The organism is Nocardia sp. CA-128927 (assembly GCF_050955855.1).
Lineage (GTDB): Bacteria > Actinomycetota > Actinomycetes > Mycobacteriales > Mycobacteriaceae > Nocardia.
On record NZ_CP192087.1, the window covers coordinates 2,423,309 to 2,440,051 of the forward strand.

The following is a 16,743-nucleotide window of genomic DNA, read 5'->3' on the forward strand; positions in this document are numbered from 1 at the left end:
GCTAGATAGATATCGTGCCGTAGTTGTCTCCGCCGATGTTAATTTGCTTGGAATCGTCAAATGCTTGTGCGAGGAATCTCTCACCACTTGGAGTTTGTTCAAGAGTTGTCAACGCGCCGACCAGCTCCGATCGGAAACGTTCATCGTTGGCGGCGGCTTGCGAAATTCTAGCCGAAAGGAGTTCCTTCATCTGCGGTGTCGGATTCGCAGGAAGATTCTCTAAAACTATAGTCGTTTCTTCATCGTTTCGGAATTTCTCTCCGACCGCCGTCCGTAGGCGTTTGACTGCGCTCCATGTGCTCGCTCCCGCATCCTTCGCGAACTCCTCCCCGAACTTAGTTGCGAGCAGCGCGGCGGCTGCGATGCCCAACGATACTGGATCAAACACGAGATCGCCTGCTTCCCTTGGTTTTTGCTGCGCGGCACCGGTAGGCGGGATGCCGCTTCGGCCAACTGTAGCGCGCGCCACCGACAAGGAGCTGGCTTTCGATTCCCCCAGGCAACTGCGGGCGCCCGCCGGATATTTTGGCCTTGGGCGGCGATACGGGCTTCTTCCGTCCTTACGCCTCAAGTTGTCGAGCACGATCCTGATGCCTGGCGAGTTCCGAGAGCGGTCGAGGGCTCCGGCGTTCTCGGTTGACCGAGATTGACCTGCGCTGATGTAGTTCGGGACACCTGTTGAGATGTGGGTGGCACAGGCACTTTCGATTCGATGGAGGTTTCTCAGACCAGAATCGCTCCTGGAGTGCACCTGCCCGCCGCTAATGTTTCGCCCTCTCGTTGGTTCCCGAGGCGTTGGACCGTTATGTCGTTCGCGACGCGCCGACTGGCCGCGACATTGGTTTGCTGACTATTCTCGCGTCGGTCCCTTGATCCAGCGACCCGCGTGGGCTGTGCTTTCCGATGCGGCTGTTTGCTGGCCGTCGCCATTTTTGCCACGACCGCCGGGATGCGCGGCTTCAGCAGCTATGCCACGATTGGCGCGCCAGGCCCCTGTCCGGACTACCAGCGAGGCCGGACCTGTCGAAGCGGTATCGCCGCCAGCGACAAGATGTTTCGCGACGTGCGCGACGTGCTGAGGGTTGATCGATCCCACCGTCCGGATGTCTCCTGGGTGACTACTTCGCGGCCGTAGCCGTGTCGTTGGTGGCTTGTGTGATCGACGGCAAGACGCTGCGCCTGGCGCACCGCGTGGGCGCCCGGCGCGGCGCAGCTGGTCTGCGCGTTCGCTCACCGCGCCCGTCTGGTGATCGGGCAACTCGCCGTCAGCGACAAGGCCAATGAGGTACCAACGGTGGGAACACTTCTCACCAGACTGCGGCACGTGGTGTGGGCCACTGGAACGGGTGCGAAATAGATGGTAACGATCGACGCCTTTTGCGGATTCCGCTTAAGGGATCTGATGGGGACCGGTTGGGTACGCTAGTCACGGCTCGGCGGTCCTGCTGGCGGGGTGATGCGGCCATGCGATCGGCATTATCAGACTTGTTTGAGGAAGGCGAGGAGCCGGTCGTCGGGGCGGTAGCGGTCGGGCGGCGTGTCGATGGGGTGGTTCGGGTCAGGGCCCGTTCTTTGAGGGCGAGATTCGCGCAAGAGAAAAGACCCCGAGCTGTATCAACGTACGGCGCTCGGGCGGAGACGACGCAGCAGCGGCAGTCGATAGGCGTGCTTTGCAAGGGCCGATCGCCAGGCGTGATCTCGGGCGGCCAACCGCCAGTGGCTGGCAAGCCACAGTGCGACGCCGAAGACGAGCCAGCCGAGATGTGCCAACGGCGCCTTGTACGGAAACAGGAAGACAGATGCGATGGAGTCGATCACGAGCAGTATGGCGAGGAATCGCGCGAGACCGGGATACAGCGCCCAGGCCAGGAAAAGTACCAGTGCGATGATGACGCTCAGCCCCGTCTGCCCCATGATCGATGCCCCTTCTCGGTGTTGAGCGAGCTTGTGGCTACCGAAATTGTCCGCCGCAGACCGATCGGCAGCAAGAGGCGATGGTAGACCGCCACGCCACGACGACGAGCTACAACGATCGACGGCGACGTCGAAATGGCAGAGAACGCTGTCGCCGGAGGAGTTTCCTACGACGCAGGGGATCCGATGCGCCGTCATCCGAGGCCGATCCCGCCTCAGTTGACGCTTCGTCGCCACGCAGTGACGGCAGGGTTGAGACGCTGTCGGGCGAGGGCATGGGCATGGCATAGCCGGTATTTCGAGGATCCGCCCCCGGCTGGCCGATGACAGGCGTGTCGCTTTGAGGGTGAACGGCAGCGCGGTCGCTGTCGCGGAGCGCGCGTTCCTCGTGCGCGATGCGCCGTCGAAGCTCGGCGGCGAAATCTATGAGACGTTGGTCGATACCGGGGAACCGAGGAGGCGGAGGGCTCAGCGTCGGGGGTGGCGTGCCGGCCGGGGTGAGTGCGGCGTGCTCGGTGAGCAGGTTTGCCGCGCCTGCTGCTGAGATGAGTCCGGTGGCGGACGTGTCGTCGGTGAGCGCCAATGTTTCGAGTTGCACTGCGGCGACCGCGATGGCCGCGGCTGTGTGTCGGGATGCTGTCTCGCGGGAGACCCACCGTTGAGCGCGGCCAGCCAGCAGGTCGCCGGGATCTCGCGCCTCCAGCAGGCCGGTGCCGAAGTCGGTGAATTCGTCGGTGGTGATCGAACCGATGAGCGCGTTGCTGTTCAGGCCAGTAGCGTCTGCGCGAGCGATCGCGTCGAGCAAGGCAGCGAAATGTCGGGAGCGGGCGGCTTCGCGGTACACCACCACAGGCAGGGCACGGTTCAGCAGGTGCCGTCCGCGCTCGTCGGACAGCTGCTTGATGTAGTGCTCATGGTCGAGGCGCAGCCGGTCAAGGCGTTGGATGCGCATCCACCGGGTGACGTCGTCTCGACCGGAGTCTCGATCGGGGGTGTCTACCGGTGCAGCGGGTCCGGGGCTGCCGGTGAGGCGACGCCGGAGTTCGTCGGCAAGATCGGCGAGTTCGGTGTCGATGCCGGGATGGCGGCTCGGCACGGGTGGGCAGCTGGTCATGGGAGCATCACGCAGAGCCCTGAACCGACCCGATTGCGCCAGCACTTCGTGGCGATTGACGGCCGCAGCGGCGGTATAGAGCGTCGCGTGGCCGGACGCGTCGGCGGTCAGCGTCTCGGTCGAGGTGGACACAGCTGTGGTCGCGGGCGTGAGATGCTGGGCGATCCAGTCATCGGCGCGAGCACATAGCACTGCTGCCACATCACGGGCAGTGGCCAAGCTCTCGCCGAGATCCTCGCCGTTGTTGGTGGCGATGTCGGCGACGAGGGCACAGCTGTCGAGTCGATGCTGATCGGCCAGCGCGATCGTGTCGAGCAGGGTTTGGAATCGGTCGGAGGTCTCGGCGTCGCGAGAGAGCACGGTAGGTAGTGCCCGGTCGAGTAGGCGACGGCCGCGTACGTAGGCGAGCAGTCCGGTGATGTGGTTGTAGATGCCGCGCAGCCGCGCCGGGTCGTCGATGCGGGCCTGTTCGAGTCGCATGGTTTCGGTGGCGGTGAGATTGTCGTCCTCGCGGGCGAGGACCTTTGCGAACATTTGCTGTTCGGTGATCGGGTCTTCGGGCTGCTGCTCGCAGGTCGGATCGAGGGCGTCGACGGCCTGATAGATGTAGTTGGATTCCGCGCCGCGGGTGAGCCCGACGTAGGCCAGGGCACGGCCGAGGGTGGCATTGATCAACAGGCGACATCGGTCAACGGTGCTGCCCTGGCTGCGATGCACGGTGGACGCGTAGCCGAGCTCGACGTTGGCGGCTACATAGTCCGGCGGTAGACGAACACTGCCGCGGTGATCGACACCGAGAACGGTGATCGACCCGTCGCCGTGCACTTTCCGGATGCGCCACAGGTCGCCGTTGTCGATGCCGCTGCCGCCGCGTTTGCCGCCGGTGACCCGCAACCGATTGTCGTTGAGACGAGTCACCACGACGTCGCCGACATAACCGTCAGCGCTGTCGGACAACCTGACCGACCCGCGCGTTGTGTCGACACGTCCGGACACGGTGTGCGCTGCTTGGGCGGCGAGGTTCAGGGAGGCGACGTCATCGAGCGTCGCGGCGAGCATCAACGAGGATTTCCCGGCGGCGATGTCGGCGAGGTGATCGGCCAGGATGCGCTCACGCAGCTCGTCGACCATCCCGGAGGTGACCCGTCCGGCACCGCTGTAGAAATTCCATGCCGCCTCCGCGTCGCCGGCACGGACCGCCAGTGTGGCCGCGGCCTCGGCGGCGGTCTTGAATCGGACGATCGTCATCAGCGTCGGCGCGCGGGTGTCGGCGGCGACCAGACGCAGTGCGCCACCGGACTCGACGGCCGACAACTGGTGCGGGTCGCCGACCCATCGCACGACCGCGCCGTGCTGGCGGGCGAGCCGTTGCAGCTGGTCCAGGTCGTGGGTGGCTGCCATGGCGGCTTCGTCCACGAGCAGCATCGCGCCCGGGGTGATTCCGGTGGGCAGCCTGTACTTAGCCAGGGTCAGGACCCGGGCGACGGTGGAGCCGCGCACGCCGATGCTGTCACCGAGTTGGCGGGCCGCGTTCTTCGACGGACCGAGGGCCAGCACCGACCGTCCGCTGGCTTGCCAGGCACGGGAGACGACCGCCATCGCGGTGGTCTTGCCGCTGCCGGCGGGGCCGATTGCGGCGGTCAACGCCATCCCTGACGTGCAGAGGTGATGCGCGATCGCCCGCTGCGCGGCGTTGAGGTGAGGCCGACGCTGCCGAGGTTGGGATCGCTCGACTTCGGCGATGGCCGCGTCGACCGCGGTGTGGGGCAGGTAGTGCTGGGTGGCGGTGTTGGCTGCGTCCAGCAGGCGGTGCTCGGCGGCGAGGACTTCTTCGCTGGTATAGCGGATCGCGCCGGTGACGGTGAATTCGCTTTCCCCGTTGCGCCGCGCAATTGCCGCGGGCACCGGGTCCGGGTCGATGGTCAATTGGATGCTGTGTCCGTCGCGGACGGCCTGCACGATTTCCTCGACGGCGGCGCGCTGCGCGGTGTCGCTGTCGAAATCGCACAGACCGACTCGTTCGTCGGCGGCGGAATAGATGTTGGCCTCGGTCCAGGTCGCCCGGCGTCGCGCGACCGTGGCCGCGACTTCTTCGGCGATTCGTTTCGGATCGTATGCGGTGCGCTGGGTGGCGGTGAATGCCTCGTCGATGTCGGCGAGCAGCTCGTCATCGTCGCGTGAGCGGAGCAGTCCCCGAACCTGCGCGATGGCCGGGGTGCGGTCACCGGTGTGCAGGCCGGTGCATTCGTCCACGGTGTGCTCGATGGCGGCGCTGAGGTGTGTGTCGTCGGATCGCAGAACTTCGGACGCGCCGCCGACGGCCACGCCCGCGGCGATGGCGACTCGGCGGGCATCGAACGTGGCCGGATGGTCATCGAGCCGGTGTTGTTCGAGGAGATCGGTGACGAACCGTCGTGCGTCGCGACCGTCGCCGAGGAAACCGCGGACTCGGCGACCCCAGCCGGCCAGCATGTCGCGCAGGCTGTGCGGTTCGGCTTTGGCGTCCCGAGTTTCCAGCGTCGCCTGTTGCGCCAATCTGGCTTGGGCGCGTTTGTCGGGATTGTGGCCGTGTGTTCGCCGGTACGCGGCGAGGAGTTGTTCGGTGCGGGCGATGATCGCTGTGCGGCGCCGGGAGAAGAACTCGATCATCGCGTCGGAGATGCCGACGATTTCGAGGACCGGTTGTTTGCCGCGGCCGCGGCTGCGTTCCTCGAACCGCAATGGAGTGCGGCGGCGCAGCTTGCCGACGATCGTCGCGTTGTAGCGGCAGCTCATGCCGACCGCGCCGCCGTAGAGCGGTCGCGCGTCCAATGCCGACCACTTCCCGTCGCTGCCTTGCACTTCGGTCGAGATCACAGCGTGCGTGTGCGGCAGCGGATCGCCGGCGCGGCTGTCGTAGTGGCGGAACAACGCGACGGTGAATCCTTCCGCGTCGATCTGCCGTACCCCGTTGTGGCCGCGGCGGGTCACCGCGTAACGCTGTTCGGCCCACTCCAGCGTTTCGCGCATCGCCTCCTCATGGCACTCCCAGATCACCCGCCGCAGCTCGTCGTCGGCCAAGCCCCACAGAATTGCGATGCTCTTCTGCGGCGTGAAGACACAGTCGAATCCCGCAACCGCTTTGCGTGAGTTCTTCCTGTCCTCGGCGAGAGCGTCTTCGATCGCCTCGGCCGAGGGGTCGACGCCGAGTTCGGTGCGCAGGTGCTCCCGCGTCGCTTCGGTCCGCAGCATTGTGCGCTCGTCGTAGGTCGGCCGCCGCTTGTTTTTCTCGGTGAACGCGACAACCATGCGATCGAGCGCTTCGGATACGGCTGTTTTGTCGGAGAACTGATAAAAGTTAGTGCCCAGACTCGCCGCGCTGATCGCCTCGACGATTGTTTTCCCCTCGGCCATCGCCTCGGTGATGATCCGATTCGCATCCGGGTGCATTCCCTCGCCGAACAACAATTGCATCTGCTGTTCGGTCACCTCGCCGGATAAACCCAGCGCGGCTGCTCCGCGACCGAACCACCGGCCGGGTGGGCACCCGTGCGCGGTGTAGTAATCGGTAAGGTCACGGGTGCGATCCCGCATCCTGTCGCCGGTGGCGATCTGCTGGGTCAAGTACTCGTAGCCGTCACCGGAATGCAGCCGGTGAAGTGTCATCACCTATTCGAAAGTCCCCCGGAAAGCATGGTGATGCAAGAGGTGTGAGGCAGTGAAAAAGAAAGCCCATATGGGATGTTATGGGCTGTAATGGCGCAAGCGAGAATGGTGTTCAGAAGGGGGTGGTGGCAGAGCTACATTGAGATTCTGATGAAAAAGAATGAGAGAACGGCCACGTCCGGCCGGACCCCGAAACCGGGGCGACCGGCGGGCGAGAACACCGGGAAGCGGAGGACGATATGGACAGCCAACGCAAGCGTTCGACGTCAGGACGGACAATCGCGCGCCGCATCACCGCGCAGGCGGTGCGGGACCAGCTCGAGATCGCCAAGGCCAACGGTGATGACCTGTACCTGTTCCGCCGCCACCGCGACGTCCAGACGCGGGCAGCCCAGCGCCGCGACGCGGCCATCGCCTCGGCGATGACTCGATGCGAGGCAGCTGTGGCGAAAGCCAAAGAGACCTACGAGAAGGTCGTGGCCGCCGCGTTACCGGGGCAGAGCGACGCGTTGCGCCGGATGAAACAACGGGGCGTCAGTGACGCCGACCTCGGCACCTGGGCCGAGATGCCGGTCGGCGAACTGCGCAAGCTGCTTGGTAGCACTGGAAACGCAGCGTCGACCGGCAAGTCGAGGCGAGCGCGTCCAAGCCCGGCGCGCGATGACGACCGGAAACCGCCGGTCCCGGCGAGAGGAGACGCGGCGGGACTATCGGAGCTCGGAGGGAAGCAACCGCTGCAGGACCGAAGCGCGGACGATCCGCGCGGCGAGGCGCGAACGCCACGCGCCGTACTTGACGGCGAAGACGAAGTGCCCGGCCAGCCACAGCACGATCCCAGCCAGCAGCCAGCCGACATGCGCGGCGGGCGCCCGGTCGGGAAACAGGACCAACGTGAGGACGGAGTCGAACATCAGCAGGATTCCGGCGACCCGGGCGAGGGTGGGAAATAGGGACCAGAAGATCAGGAACCCTGCAACGGCGATGGCAACCAACCAGATCAGCGCCACGGCTGAGCCTTTCTCGTGCGCGGCCGGGGCCGACGGGAATGTGAGGGATCGCCAGCGTCGCGGTGGCCCGGCGTGGACTCCGGGGACCGTGTCGATGGGTCACCCACGCAGCTACAGGGGCAGGCGGGAGAGTCAAGTGCCGACACGGCCCTCGCAATCCGCGCCGGGCGCGGCGATTGGCCGCGGTCAGACGCGGTGCTGCTCGCCGGAGATGGCGATGTCGCCGCTGGCGTTGCGGGACGAAGGTTGCGTATTCGGCAGGCTCCAGTCGTAGGAGCTGCCGGGGTGGGGTGCGACGCGCGACATGCCGGTGGTGGCAAGTCGTTCGCGGCGCACGTCGTTGAGCTGTTCGGACTCGCGGTCGAGACAGTCGTCCACGATCACGGTCAGATCGTGGACGACTGTTTCGAGAGCGCGACAGCGGTCCGAGAGTTCCGCGACCAGAGCGCGTAGCCGAGAATTCTCGGCCTCCAGGTCAACCCGTGGGAGTGGCTCGGACATGTCGCACGCATCCGCCGGTGCACCCGACTCAGTCGGGCAGCGGGGTCACTGGTCGACGGTGATAGTGCTCGAATTGCGCCCGCCGGAAATCCGCGGCAGTGACACGGACACCACGATCGGCCAACCCCGCGACATAGCGGTCGAGACGGCCTTGGGCCGCAGCGTGATCGTGAGCCGAGAGGCTGCGGGCGGTGTTTTCCATCAGCTGATGCGTGCGCGGGTCAATCGTGGGATAGCGGGTGGCCCAGGAGTCCTCCATGCGTTCCCACTGGTCCGGGTCGTAGGTGAGGTCACCGACCCACCCGTTGATGTGCGCGGTCGCAGTCACAACAGTCATCGTCTTGCCCTTCAGGACGAGGGAATGGAAACAAGGACGCCTGTCCCGGTCCCGCCATGCGGGACCGGGACAGGCGATGGGAGATGAGGGTCAGAACGGCGGCTTGTCGTCGTCGCTCTCAGAGGCCGACTGCTCGCCCGCGGCGACCGAGACCGGGGTCTCGTCGGCGGCAGCGCCCCACGGGTCCTCGATCGGCTCGCCGATCACGGTGGTGTCGGGCGACGCCTTGGTGATCACGGCGGTCGCGTACTGCAACGACGGTCCGAGGACATCGACGGTCATCTCCATGACGGTGCGCTTCTCGCCCGTGTCCTTTACGGTGTAGCTGGACTGCTTCAACCGCCCGTAGCCGATGACGGTCATGCCGCGGGTGAGGCTGTCGGAGATGTGCTCGGCCAGCGCACCCCACGCGGTGCAGCGCATGAACACCGCGGGCAGGTCCTTGTACCGTTCGGCGTCCTTGTCGTAGTAGCGGTCATTGCACGCGACGGTGAAGTGAACGCCGGCTTCGCCCTTTTTGCTGAAGAACAGTTCCGGGGTGGCGGTCAGATTGCCGATGATGGTGGGAGTAATTGCTCCGAACATGGTGAGTCTCCTCGGGTGAAGTGAGTTGATAGGACGACCGACCCACCCCGGCCCCGCCAGCTCGAAAGTGACACGAGCTGGATCGGTGCCCGGGGGCTGTCGATCTATGGCTCCGCCATCGGGCTGCGGCAAGGGCGTCAAGCATGGGGCGCTTTTTCCGCAGGCTTGACGCCCTTGCCACGGCCTGATCCCCTTGGGGTAGATCGACAGCCTCCGGCACCGATCCCGCCTACCCACCGCACCCTCCATGCACCGATCCGACAACGCCGCAAGGCTTTCCAGGTAGGTCGGATGCTGGGAATCTCGTCAGTAGGCACCGGTGAATGTCGTGTTTGGTTCTGAACGACGGGCGCTGCTGGTGAAGGACCCTCGTGCCGTATGACAAACAGGTCGTCGCGCAGGCCGGGTCTACGCCGCGAGCGGTAGGGAGTGGGTCGGTGCCGCGGTGCGCTGGTCGGGAACCGGGCTGGTGGGCCAGCGGTCGATCTCTTCGCCGGTGATGGCCTCGACCAGTGCGGAAATGATGACTTCCGCGACAGGCGGGGTGACGGCGTTGCCGAGCTGGCGCACGCGCTGGCGCTTGTTGCCGACCACGACGTAGTCGGTGCCGAACGCCATCGCCCGTGAAATTTCGTGGGGCTCGAGCATTCTGAACCGGACATCGTTGATGTATTCCTCGCTGAGGACGTCCACGAGGGCGTAGGTGTCGCGGGTGGTCAGCGTGCCCATGGGTTCGGCGACCGGACGCGGGACACTCTTACCGAAGTACGGCAACAACATCGACTCCCACAACCCATCCGGCGTAGTCGCCGGGGGAGTAACCAGGCCGTGGTGATTCCCGGAGGCGGTGACGGTGGCCAGGGCCTCGTTCACGGACCGGGCATCGGAGGATCCGCCGCGCAATTCGGTGACGAACGGCAGGAAACACACGGCGGTTTCGGCGCGGGTGGTCTGGGTGCGCATCGGCATCGTGGCGGGCACGGCTTCTTTGCCGTCGCGGCCCTCCATCGGCACGACCAGGGGCGGCACCACGAGGGCGTGATTGGATCCGTCCGCGACAACGGTGGCCATCGGCTCGTGCAATCCGACGGTGCGCGCCCTATCCGACCGCAGCAACGCGAGGAACGGGGCCGGAATGGCGATGCCGTCGTTTTCGCGGGTGGTGCGGGCGCTCATCGGCGCGGTGACCGGGATCGCCGCGTCGCGCCAGGTCCCGCCTGCGGGGACCATCATCGGCGCGACAGTGGCGTAGCGCTTGAGTCCGACGCGGATGCGCTCCATCGTCTTCTCGGCCAGCGGTCGATCCCGATCACCGATGCGGGTACCTTCCAAGCTCCAGTCGATCGCAGTCGCCGCCGGAGACGCGGGCGGCTCGAGCACGGAGTTCCGGCAAGTCGCGTGCGGGCATCGGTAGGTGTACTGCTGTCGGTAGCGGCCCATGTCGACGCCGGGCTGTTTGAACACCTGCAGGGCTTGCACCCACTCGTCGCAAACCTCGCAATACGCCAACGGCCGCAACCACTTGTCCCAGTCCGGTTCTCGCTGCAACGCGGCGTCCCAGTAGGCGAGATAGAGCCGGTCGCGCGACTGTGGGGCGACCGGGGTGCGTGCGGGCTGGGCGTGCATGGAGTTCATCGCGATCAGCCGGGTCTTGTAGCCCAGTGCGCGGATTTCCCCGATCCAGCGACTCCACTGGTCCCAGCCCCTGACCTCGACAACGTTTTCCACTACTCCGGCGCGAACCCTGCCGCCGCGGTCGATGACACCGCGCAGGTACTGGGGGACCTCTTCCATCAGGGCGCGGGAGCGATCGGCTTCCTCGTCGCGAGGCAGCTCGAGCAGATCGGTTTGCATGCTGTTGTGGAAGTCGCGGCGTGCTCCGCGCGCGGAGGACCATTGCGGGCACTCCGGGGACGCCCACAAGAGGTCGGCGACCGGCCAGCGATGCACCGGCGCGGTGCGGATGTCACCGAGATAATGATCGGTAGCTGGAAAATTTCTGGAATGCGACTCGATTGCCAGTTCCCAATGATTCGCGGCGTGAGTGACCTGAACGCCGGGAACAACGTGCGCGCCTTGACTGGAGCCACCGGCGCCACAGAACCAATCCATCAATTCGAGCAAGGGGATCACAGGTCCTTTCGGAAGACAACGACGACAGCAGGCGACCCGCGTCGCAGAGGCATCGGAAAGCTGCTGGTGGACCGATAAGTCGCTGAACGACCTGATGCCTGGCTGGAATACGTGATCCAGCACACCATTTAGAAATTCTCGCTTCACGGCCTCGAGAATTTCTTCATCCGTCGGCGGATCAGGTCATGCCAATGCCATGGCTTCGACGGCCAGGTCGTCGAGGGTGTCAGCCCGGGTGGGATCGGCCAGTGTTTGGGAAAAGCTGGTAATTGCATTGGCGATCCCCGCGGCATTGAGCTGGCCACCGGCGATAAAATGGCTGAGAATTCCGGTGCGTTCTGCGTCGGAGAAACGCATCTGTTTGGCGATGACGGTGATCGTCTTATCCGGTTCGGTCACCGGAGTCGTTGCGGTGGTATCCAGAAGCGCGATCTGTTCGGCGAGGAATTGAGGCGAGAGCCAATGCCGGACCGTGTCGCGGGTTTTGGCCGTCACGACGGCCAATTGCTTGTCGTAGGTGTCCTGGGACCAGGCGACAGCGCCGGCCTTGAGTCGGCTGCCGAGGTGGACGTCGCGAACGGCCAGCATCGGTAGGGTCAGTCCGTTGCCGCAGATCTGGACGTAGAGTTCGGGTTTCAGTACGACCGCGCCGTGGCCGGTTTCGGAGTTGGAAAAGCGGAAACCGGCGAACATGACTGGCAGATCCGGATCGCTGGGCGGCGGTGGGGCGGCGTGCGTGGGTTGGCTGGGCGGGGTGGTGACGGCGGTGCGGTCGTGGGCGAGTTGTGATGTGGCGAACGGGTTGCGGTAGTTGGCGAGCAGAGCCGGAGCCAGTTGGGCGACGGCGGGTGAGTAGACCTTGACGTGCATCGCGGAGTCGGTCAGGTCGCAGGAGCGGATGGTGACGGGGGTGCCTGCCTGGTTGATGCCGTCGAGAACGGCGGTCAATACGTCGAAGTTGTCGCAGATGCCGAAGCGGTCGGACAGCACCGCCCGCAGCACCCCTGGTCCGCCGGGATCGCCGCGGAAGGTCCGCAGGAGGAACCGCCGCTGGTCGGGCTCATGGTGGCTGTCGGAGCCGGGGACGCGGCCGTGGATTTTGCCGTTGATGTTCACGTCGAACAGGTCCACGCGGCCGATGTCACGCAGGTGGCGCAGGTAGCGGCGGGATATGTTGAGTTTTTCGGCGAGGTCGTCGTCGGCGGAGATAGTCGGCAGGTACCGGCCGTCGACCGGGGTGACACCGGCGTCGTCGATGACGGGGTCGGCTCCGGTCAGTTCGATGAATCCGTCACGGCAGGTCAACGCGGTGACAGGGGCGACGACGTCGAGTTTGGCGGCCTGCTGGGTTTGCAGCAGAGCGACCATGTCGTCGAGTGTGGCGTTGCGGACACGGGTGAGCACGGACATGAGAAGCCATCTCCAATCGGGGAAACGGTCAGAAGAGGCAGTTCGCCGGTGTGCCCACTGGGTCGGGCACACCGGCGAACGCGGGGATGAACGGATCACAGTCGGCTGTGTGTCTAGAGGTCGGTCTCGATGGAGGCCGGATCGAGCTCGCCGAGCCCGGCGAGTTCGATGGCGACCAGCGGGTAGCCGCGCGTGGCGAGGAAGCGCAGGTAGAACGACACGTTGTTGTGGTTGTCCCGCCCGGATGCAACCTCGCGCATCCGCCACAGATCCTTGGTGATCAGCCATTCATAGCCTGCGAGAACAAGGATGTAGACATAGACGTCGGCCCGGCCTCGGGTCGCCTCGGTCAACGACGCGGCGGCGTCTTCGGCGTTGGCGAATCCCAGCAGCCGCAGCGCCATGTCAGCGGCACCGAACCGGCTCAACAGCTCCGGATCACGCAGTAGTGACGCGGCGACGAACTGGGCCTCGTCCTTGGTGAGGGTTTTGCGCGGCACGATGTGCTCGATCAGCCAATCGCGCCGGGCGAAGTTGACCGCCTTGGCCTGGTCACAGAGCTTCTCGATCCGCGCGACTGCCTGCCGCTCGGCCTCACGGCGCTCGGCCGCCAAGCGCGTCGCCTCCGCACGGGCAGCCTGCACCTTGGCGGCCTGGTCGGCGGCCAGACGCTGGGCCGCGATACGAGCCGTGTTGCGGCGCTGGGCTTCGTGCGGGTCCTCGATCTCGGCGGTGTCGTCAGGATCGTCGACGGCGGTGACGGAGGCCACTAGGGCGGTGCCGGGGGCGGCGGCTTCGATCTCCTCGGAATGGACATCCGGATCGTCGTTGTATCCGGTCGGAGATGGTGACACAGGGTCGGGCTCGGTGAGTTCGATGTCGTCGTCCATGGGCGCGGGCATGACGTGGGCGGCGGTCATGTCGTCGGGCCGGATGTACCACCACGGACGCCACGGTGACAGTTTGATGGTGTCGGCGTGGCGCAGCCCATCGGCGGCCTGGGCGGTGCGGTCGGTGTCGGTGTCGGTGTCCCAGTCCACGGTGTCGGGATCGACCGGCACGCCGGTCTCGGCGTCGGTGATGTCGAGCTCGTCGTCGAGGTGCTCAAGGTAGACCGCCCACAACGCGGGGTGTTGCCGGGTGGCGGCAGGTGTGACTTGCAGGCCGTCGGGGGTGCGAACCTCGTCGATCGGTACGTAGCCGTCGGCGTCCTGCGAGAAGTCGTCCTCGTGCAGGACGCGATAGCCCTGTTCGGTGTAGCCGAGGGCCTCAGCCTGGTGGGCGAGAGCCTGGTCACGTTCGTCGCGCAACAACTGCGCCGTCCAGTTGAAATCGCGGGCGTCGGTCTGCTCCAAGCGCGCTACGGCGTCGGTGTCGCCGGCATTCTCGAATTCCGCGATCACCTCGAGCTGGGCGAGGTCCAACGAGCCTTCGTCGAGCAGTCGTCGGGCAGTCGGCGACTTACCGATCAGGGCCGTGGTTTTCACGACGTCCTTCTTCATCTGAGTTGCCTTGGACACTTTGGTGACCGGCATGCCCAGATCCAGCATGAGCGCCACCGCGGCAGCGTGGTCGCCCTTGGACAAGGCGACGCGGCGGTAGGTGCCGAGTTGCTTGGTGATCCGCGTCAGCACCCGGGTTTTGTCGTCGAGGTCGGGGGCGCGGCGAACCCAACCCGGTACGGCGTCCAGACCCGCTTTGCGCGCAGCCAGTACACGCAATTGGCCATCGATAACGCTGATACTGCCGTCGGGAGTAAGTTCGGCGATGATCGGAATGGAGACGCCCTCTTCGCGAACTGCGGTCAGAAGCTCGACCAGCTCGGGATCGGATTCGAAGGTGTCGTCGAAAGTTCGGCGGACGTTGTCGTCCACCACCAGGATGCGGGGGTCCAGCGAAGGCGGCTGGACCAGGAGTTGCTCGAGAGCGTCGGTGGATTCGGAAACTGGTGCGGATGCGGCGATGTCTATCGACATGGTTGTCTCCCTTGATGTTTCAAAGGTTGCCGGTGATGGACGCGCGGGATTCGGCCGGGCGTAGCAGCCGTGTGAGGTAGTGCGCAGGCGCAGAGATGCGGGCCTACGGTTCGTGGAAGCCGGTCTCGTAGCCGTCGCCCCCGCAACGCAGGCAGGCCAGGTGCCCTTTTTCGCCGTCGCAGTTGAGACACCGAACAAGATGGAAGTCGCAATGCGTGGCGGCGAACGGGCCCGCGAGCCAGCTGTGGTACTCGTCGAGCCAGATGTCATCGCCGCAGTGGCGGCACACGCATGGCTGGCCGGATGTCATATCAGCCCTCGATGGAATGGGCGGAGGTGCTGCGACTGCGGGTGGGCGGACAGGTGCAGCGACCCGCCGGTGATAGGGCTTGGGCACGAGCGGTGTCGACAGGTATGTCGCGCCCAACGCGCAGGGAAATAGTCCACGTGCCACGCCTGCGCGCTGCTGGCCTGGCGGTTGGTAGTGCGCATCCATGGCGGGTAGACGCGGAAGGACCGCTTGCCGCCAGAACCGGTTGCCGATACGACTCCGTGTTCGCGAAGCATGCCGACGGGAAATATGAACAGGCCGAAGTGGTCCCGGTCACCAGTGTTGATGACGAAGAGGTGGACGGGATCGGTGGCGTCGAAGGGCTGGATGGGCCCGCCAACAGACCTCTTCCACACGGTCACGAATGGGTCGCCCACATGGCGCGTCATGTCTGCGGGTATGTGTGCAGCCTGGAGCTGATGGTCCGTGGTGGAGTTAGTTTGAGTTCATCGCCGAGTTCGCGGAACTCGGTGGCGTTGTGCCACCGGCCCCGTTCTGCTGTGGGTAGTGGAAGATCGACGACCACGAGCGCGGATCTTCAGGAGCGAGCTTCTGCCGACTGCTGATGAGTTCAGCGATGGCCTTCTTGACTCGACGATGTTCCCTGATGTGCTGAGGCGCGGTCCCTTCGATCGAAAGACCAGGAGGCCATTCCGGCTCCGGCATATACATGTAGCTGAGTAGCAGGCCAATGCAGACGGTACGCTCGCCAGCGTCCTCGATCGCATACCAGTCGTCGGCTAGAGACGCTAATGCGGTGATAGCGCCCAGTTTGGTTGCCTCCGATGGTTGGCCCATTTGCTCGATGATCTTGGCGTAACGATCGTGGAGCGCACGCCGCACCTCGCGCTGGTGCGTCTGCTCGCGGGTCCGCTCCTGCTGCTGATAGACGGCTTGAGCCCGAGCTTCCTCGCTACTTCTGGACCTGTGCTGACTGTAGAACGTCAGGAATGCTGCGCTGAGGACAGCACCGCCTCCGATGACCGCGCCTTGACCTGGCTGCAGTTCGGACCACTGCTGGATCATGAGCACGACCGCACTGATCGCTAGGACGCCGCCGAGCGCGCTGGCACCGACCACCCCGTAACGAACTTCTCTCCCCTTGAGCCTCACACCAACTGTCTTAACACGGCGGGACGGGTGGTGCAGCCGAGCCGTGTTCTCGGTGGACATCATTGCGGGCTCAGCGAGACGCCGGACCAATTCACTGGTGAAGGTCATGTATTCCGGAGTGCGCTATTCCTCGCGTAGCTTGTGCTGGTGTGCTCCGGCGTCGGGTACCGGCTCGGCTTCGCCTGGCCAACCGAACGTGGAGGACGGGTGTCGGGTGGTCCACGGCGAGATTGGACACAACGAGGGTGTCTCGCGGCACAGCAAAGGTGTAGCGGTTCCTGAACCGACAGCGATGAGTGGTTATGGACATCGAATTGGGGGACGCCGTCGCCGCCCTTCGTGATCAACTTCTTGCTGCCGCTGCCCAGGGTTCGGGGGCGGAGATCGAGTTTGCAGTTGGGCCGATCGAGATGGCATTCGAGGTGGAACTACGCGCCGATGCCAAAGTCAAAGGCGGGTTCAAAGCTTGGGTGGTCGCGGGCGATGTTGAGGCTGGTGGTTCGAGGACACGCAAGCATCGGGTGTCGTTGACACTGAATCCGCAGCGTCCCGGTGGCGGAGACGTTCTTGTCGGCGGCGAGCCCAACGGCGAAACCGGTCCGGGAGATACGTCCGGACACCTCGGTCGCTGAAATGGTTTGAGCCGAACGGAAGGATCACGTAGGCGTCAGTGATCG

The 16,743-nt window shown here is 65.2% G+C and carries 13 protein-coding genes; 2 read left to right on the top strand and 11 right to left on the bottom strand.

The annotated features are described in order from the left end of the window. Position 1: 1 nt before the first annotated feature. The 3 genes from ACQPW1_RS11490 to mobF all read right to left on the bottom strand — a co-directional run bounded on the left by ACQPW1_RS11490 (position 2) and on the right by mobF (position 6,673). Positions 2-388 (bottom strand): hypothetical protein, encoded by a 387-nt coding sequence (locus tag ACQPW1_RS11490; RefSeq protein ID WP_433662707.1) that lies wholly within the window; start codon positions 386-388, stop codon positions 2-4. Positions 389-1,614: 1,226 nt separating this feature from the next. Then, positions 1,615-1,914 carry a hypothetical protein gene (locus ACQPW1_RS11495; protein ID WP_433662708.1) on the bottom strand — a complete coding sequence of 100 codons (300 nt, stop codon included), beginning with the start codon at positions 1,912-1,914 and terminating at the stop codon, positions 1,615-1,617. Between the two features lie 109 nt (positions 1,915-2,023). After that, on the bottom strand, positions 2,024-6,673 hold the full coding sequence (gene mobF / locus ACQPW1_RS11500; RefSeq protein ID WP_433662709.1) for a MobF family relaxase: 4,650 nt from the start codon (positions 6,671-6,673) through the stop codon (positions 2,024-2,026). Between the two features lie 239 nt (positions 6,674-6,912). Between mobF and ACQPW1_RS11505 the strand changes: the two genes are divergently transcribed. Beyond that, on the top strand, positions 6,913-7,623 hold the full coding sequence (locus tag ACQPW1_RS11505) for a hypothetical protein (RefSeq protein ID WP_433662710.1): 711 nt from the start codon (positions 6,913-6,915) through the stop codon (positions 7,621-7,623). A gap of 243 nt (positions 7,624-7,866) precedes the next feature. Here the strand turns inward: ACQPW1_RS11505 and ACQPW1_RS11510 are convergent, their stop codons facing one another. From ACQPW1_RS11510 to ACQPW1_RS11545, 8 genes are all read right to left on the bottom strand, one after another. Then, positions 7,867-8,181: a hypothetical protein gene (locus ACQPW1_RS11510; RefSeq protein ID WP_433662711.1), complete on the bottom strand. Its 315-nt coding sequence runs from the start codon at positions 8,179-8,181 to the stop codon at positions 7,867-7,869. Between the two features lie 28 nt (positions 8,182-8,209). Next, on the bottom strand, positions 8,210-8,518 hold the full coding sequence (locus ACQPW1_RS11515) for a hypothetical protein (protein WP_433662712.1): 309 nt from the start codon (positions 8,516-8,518) through the stop codon (positions 8,210-8,212). Between the two features lie 90 nt (positions 8,519-8,608). Beyond that, entirely contained in the window at positions 8,609-9,103 is a 495-nt protein-coding gene (gene ssb, locus ACQPW1_RS11520) for a single-stranded DNA-binding protein (RefSeq protein ID WP_433662713.1), read from the bottom strand. A gap of 408 nt (positions 9,104-9,511) precedes the next feature. After that, positions 9,512-11,215 (bottom strand): DNA cytosine methyltransferase, encoded by a 1,704-nt coding sequence (locus tag ACQPW1_RS11525; protein ID WP_433665209.1) that lies wholly within the window; start codon positions 11,213-11,215, stop codon positions 9,512-9,514. A 204-nt stretch (positions 11,216-11,419) separates the two neighbouring features. Continuing rightward, positions 11,420-12,646: a hypothetical protein gene (locus tag ACQPW1_RS11530; RefSeq protein WP_433662714.1), complete on the bottom strand. Its 1,227-nt coding sequence runs from the start codon at positions 12,644-12,646 to the stop codon at positions 11,420-11,422. Positions 12,647-12,759: 113 nt separating this feature from the next. Then, positions 12,760-14,622 carry a ParB N-terminal domain-containing protein gene (locus ACQPW1_RS11535; protein WP_433662715.1) on the bottom strand — a complete coding sequence of 621 codons (1,863 nt, stop codon included), beginning with the start codon at positions 14,620-14,622 and terminating at the stop codon, positions 12,760-12,762. Between the two features lie 306 nt (positions 14,623-14,928). Next, positions 14,929-15,342 carry a MepB family protein gene (locus tag ACQPW1_RS11540; RefSeq protein ID WP_433662716.1) on the bottom strand — a complete coding sequence of 138 codons (414 nt, stop codon included), beginning with the start codon at positions 15,340-15,342 and terminating at the stop codon, positions 14,929-14,931. A gap of 46 nt (positions 15,343-15,388) precedes the next feature. Then, positions 15,389-16,174, bottom strand: a complete 786-nt coding sequence (locus ACQPW1_RS11545; RefSeq protein ID WP_433662717.1) for a hypothetical protein — start codon at positions 16,172-16,174, stop codon at positions 15,389-15,391. 194 nt (positions 16,175-16,368) lie between these two features. Between ACQPW1_RS11545 and ACQPW1_RS11550 the strand changes: the two genes are divergently transcribed. Next, positions 16,369-16,698, top strand: coding sequence for a trypco2 family protein (locus ACQPW1_RS11550; protein ID WP_433662718.1), 330 nt, complete (start codon positions 16,369-16,371; stop codon positions 16,696-16,698). Positions 16,699-16,743: the final 45 nt, after the last annotated feature.

What these genes read in the sequence shown, in the direction of transcription:
- ACQPW1_RS11495 (WP_433662708.1), bottom strand. Translation starts at nt 1,914, where the DNA reads ATGGGGCAGACGGGGCTGAGCGTCATCATCGCACTGGTACTTTTCCTG.
- mobF (WP_433662709.1), bottom strand. Translation starts at nt 6,673, where the DNA reads ATGACACTTCACCGGCTGCATTCCGGTGACGGCTACGAGTACTTGACC.
- ACQPW1_RS11505 (WP_433662710.1), top strand. Translation starts at nt 6,913, where the DNA reads ATGGACAGCCAACGCAAGCGTTCGACGTCAGGACGGACAATCGCGCGC.
- ACQPW1_RS11510 (WP_433662711.1), bottom strand. Translation starts at nt 8,181, where the DNA reads ATGTCCGAGCCACTCCCACGGGTTGACCTGGAGGCCGAGAATTCTCGG.
- ACQPW1_RS11515 (WP_433662712.1), bottom strand. Translation starts at nt 8,518, where the DNA reads ATGACTGTTGTGACTGCGACCGCGCACATCAACGGGTGGGTCGGTGAC.
- ssb (WP_433662713.1), bottom strand. Translation starts at nt 9,103, where the DNA reads ATGTTCGGAGCAATTACTCCCACCATCATCGGCAATCTGACCGCCACC.
- ACQPW1_RS11525 (WP_433665209.1), bottom strand. Translation starts at nt 11,215, where the DNA reads ATGGATTGGTTCTGTGGCGCCGGTGGCTCCAGTCAAGGCGCGCACGTT.
- ACQPW1_RS11530 (WP_433662714.1), bottom strand. Translation starts at nt 12,646, where the DNA reads ATGTCCGTGCTCACCCGTGTCCGCAACGCCACACTCGACGACATGGTC.
- ACQPW1_RS11535 (WP_433662715.1), bottom strand. Translation starts at nt 14,622, where the DNA reads ATGTCGATAGACATCGCCGCATCCGCACCAGTTTCCGAATCCACCGAC.
- ACQPW1_RS11540 (WP_433662716.1), bottom strand. Translation starts at nt 15,342, where the DNA reads ATGACGCGCCATGTGGGCGACCCATTCGTGACCGTGTGGAAGAGGTCT.
- ACQPW1_RS11545 (WP_433662717.1), bottom strand. Translation starts at nt 16,174, where the DNA reads ATGACCTTCACCAGTGAATTGGTCCGGCGTCTCGCTGAGCCCGCAATG.
- ACQPW1_RS11550 (WP_433662718.1), top strand. Translation starts at nt 16,369, where the DNA reads ATGGACATCGAATTGGGGGACGCCGTCGCCGCCCTTCGTGATCAACTT.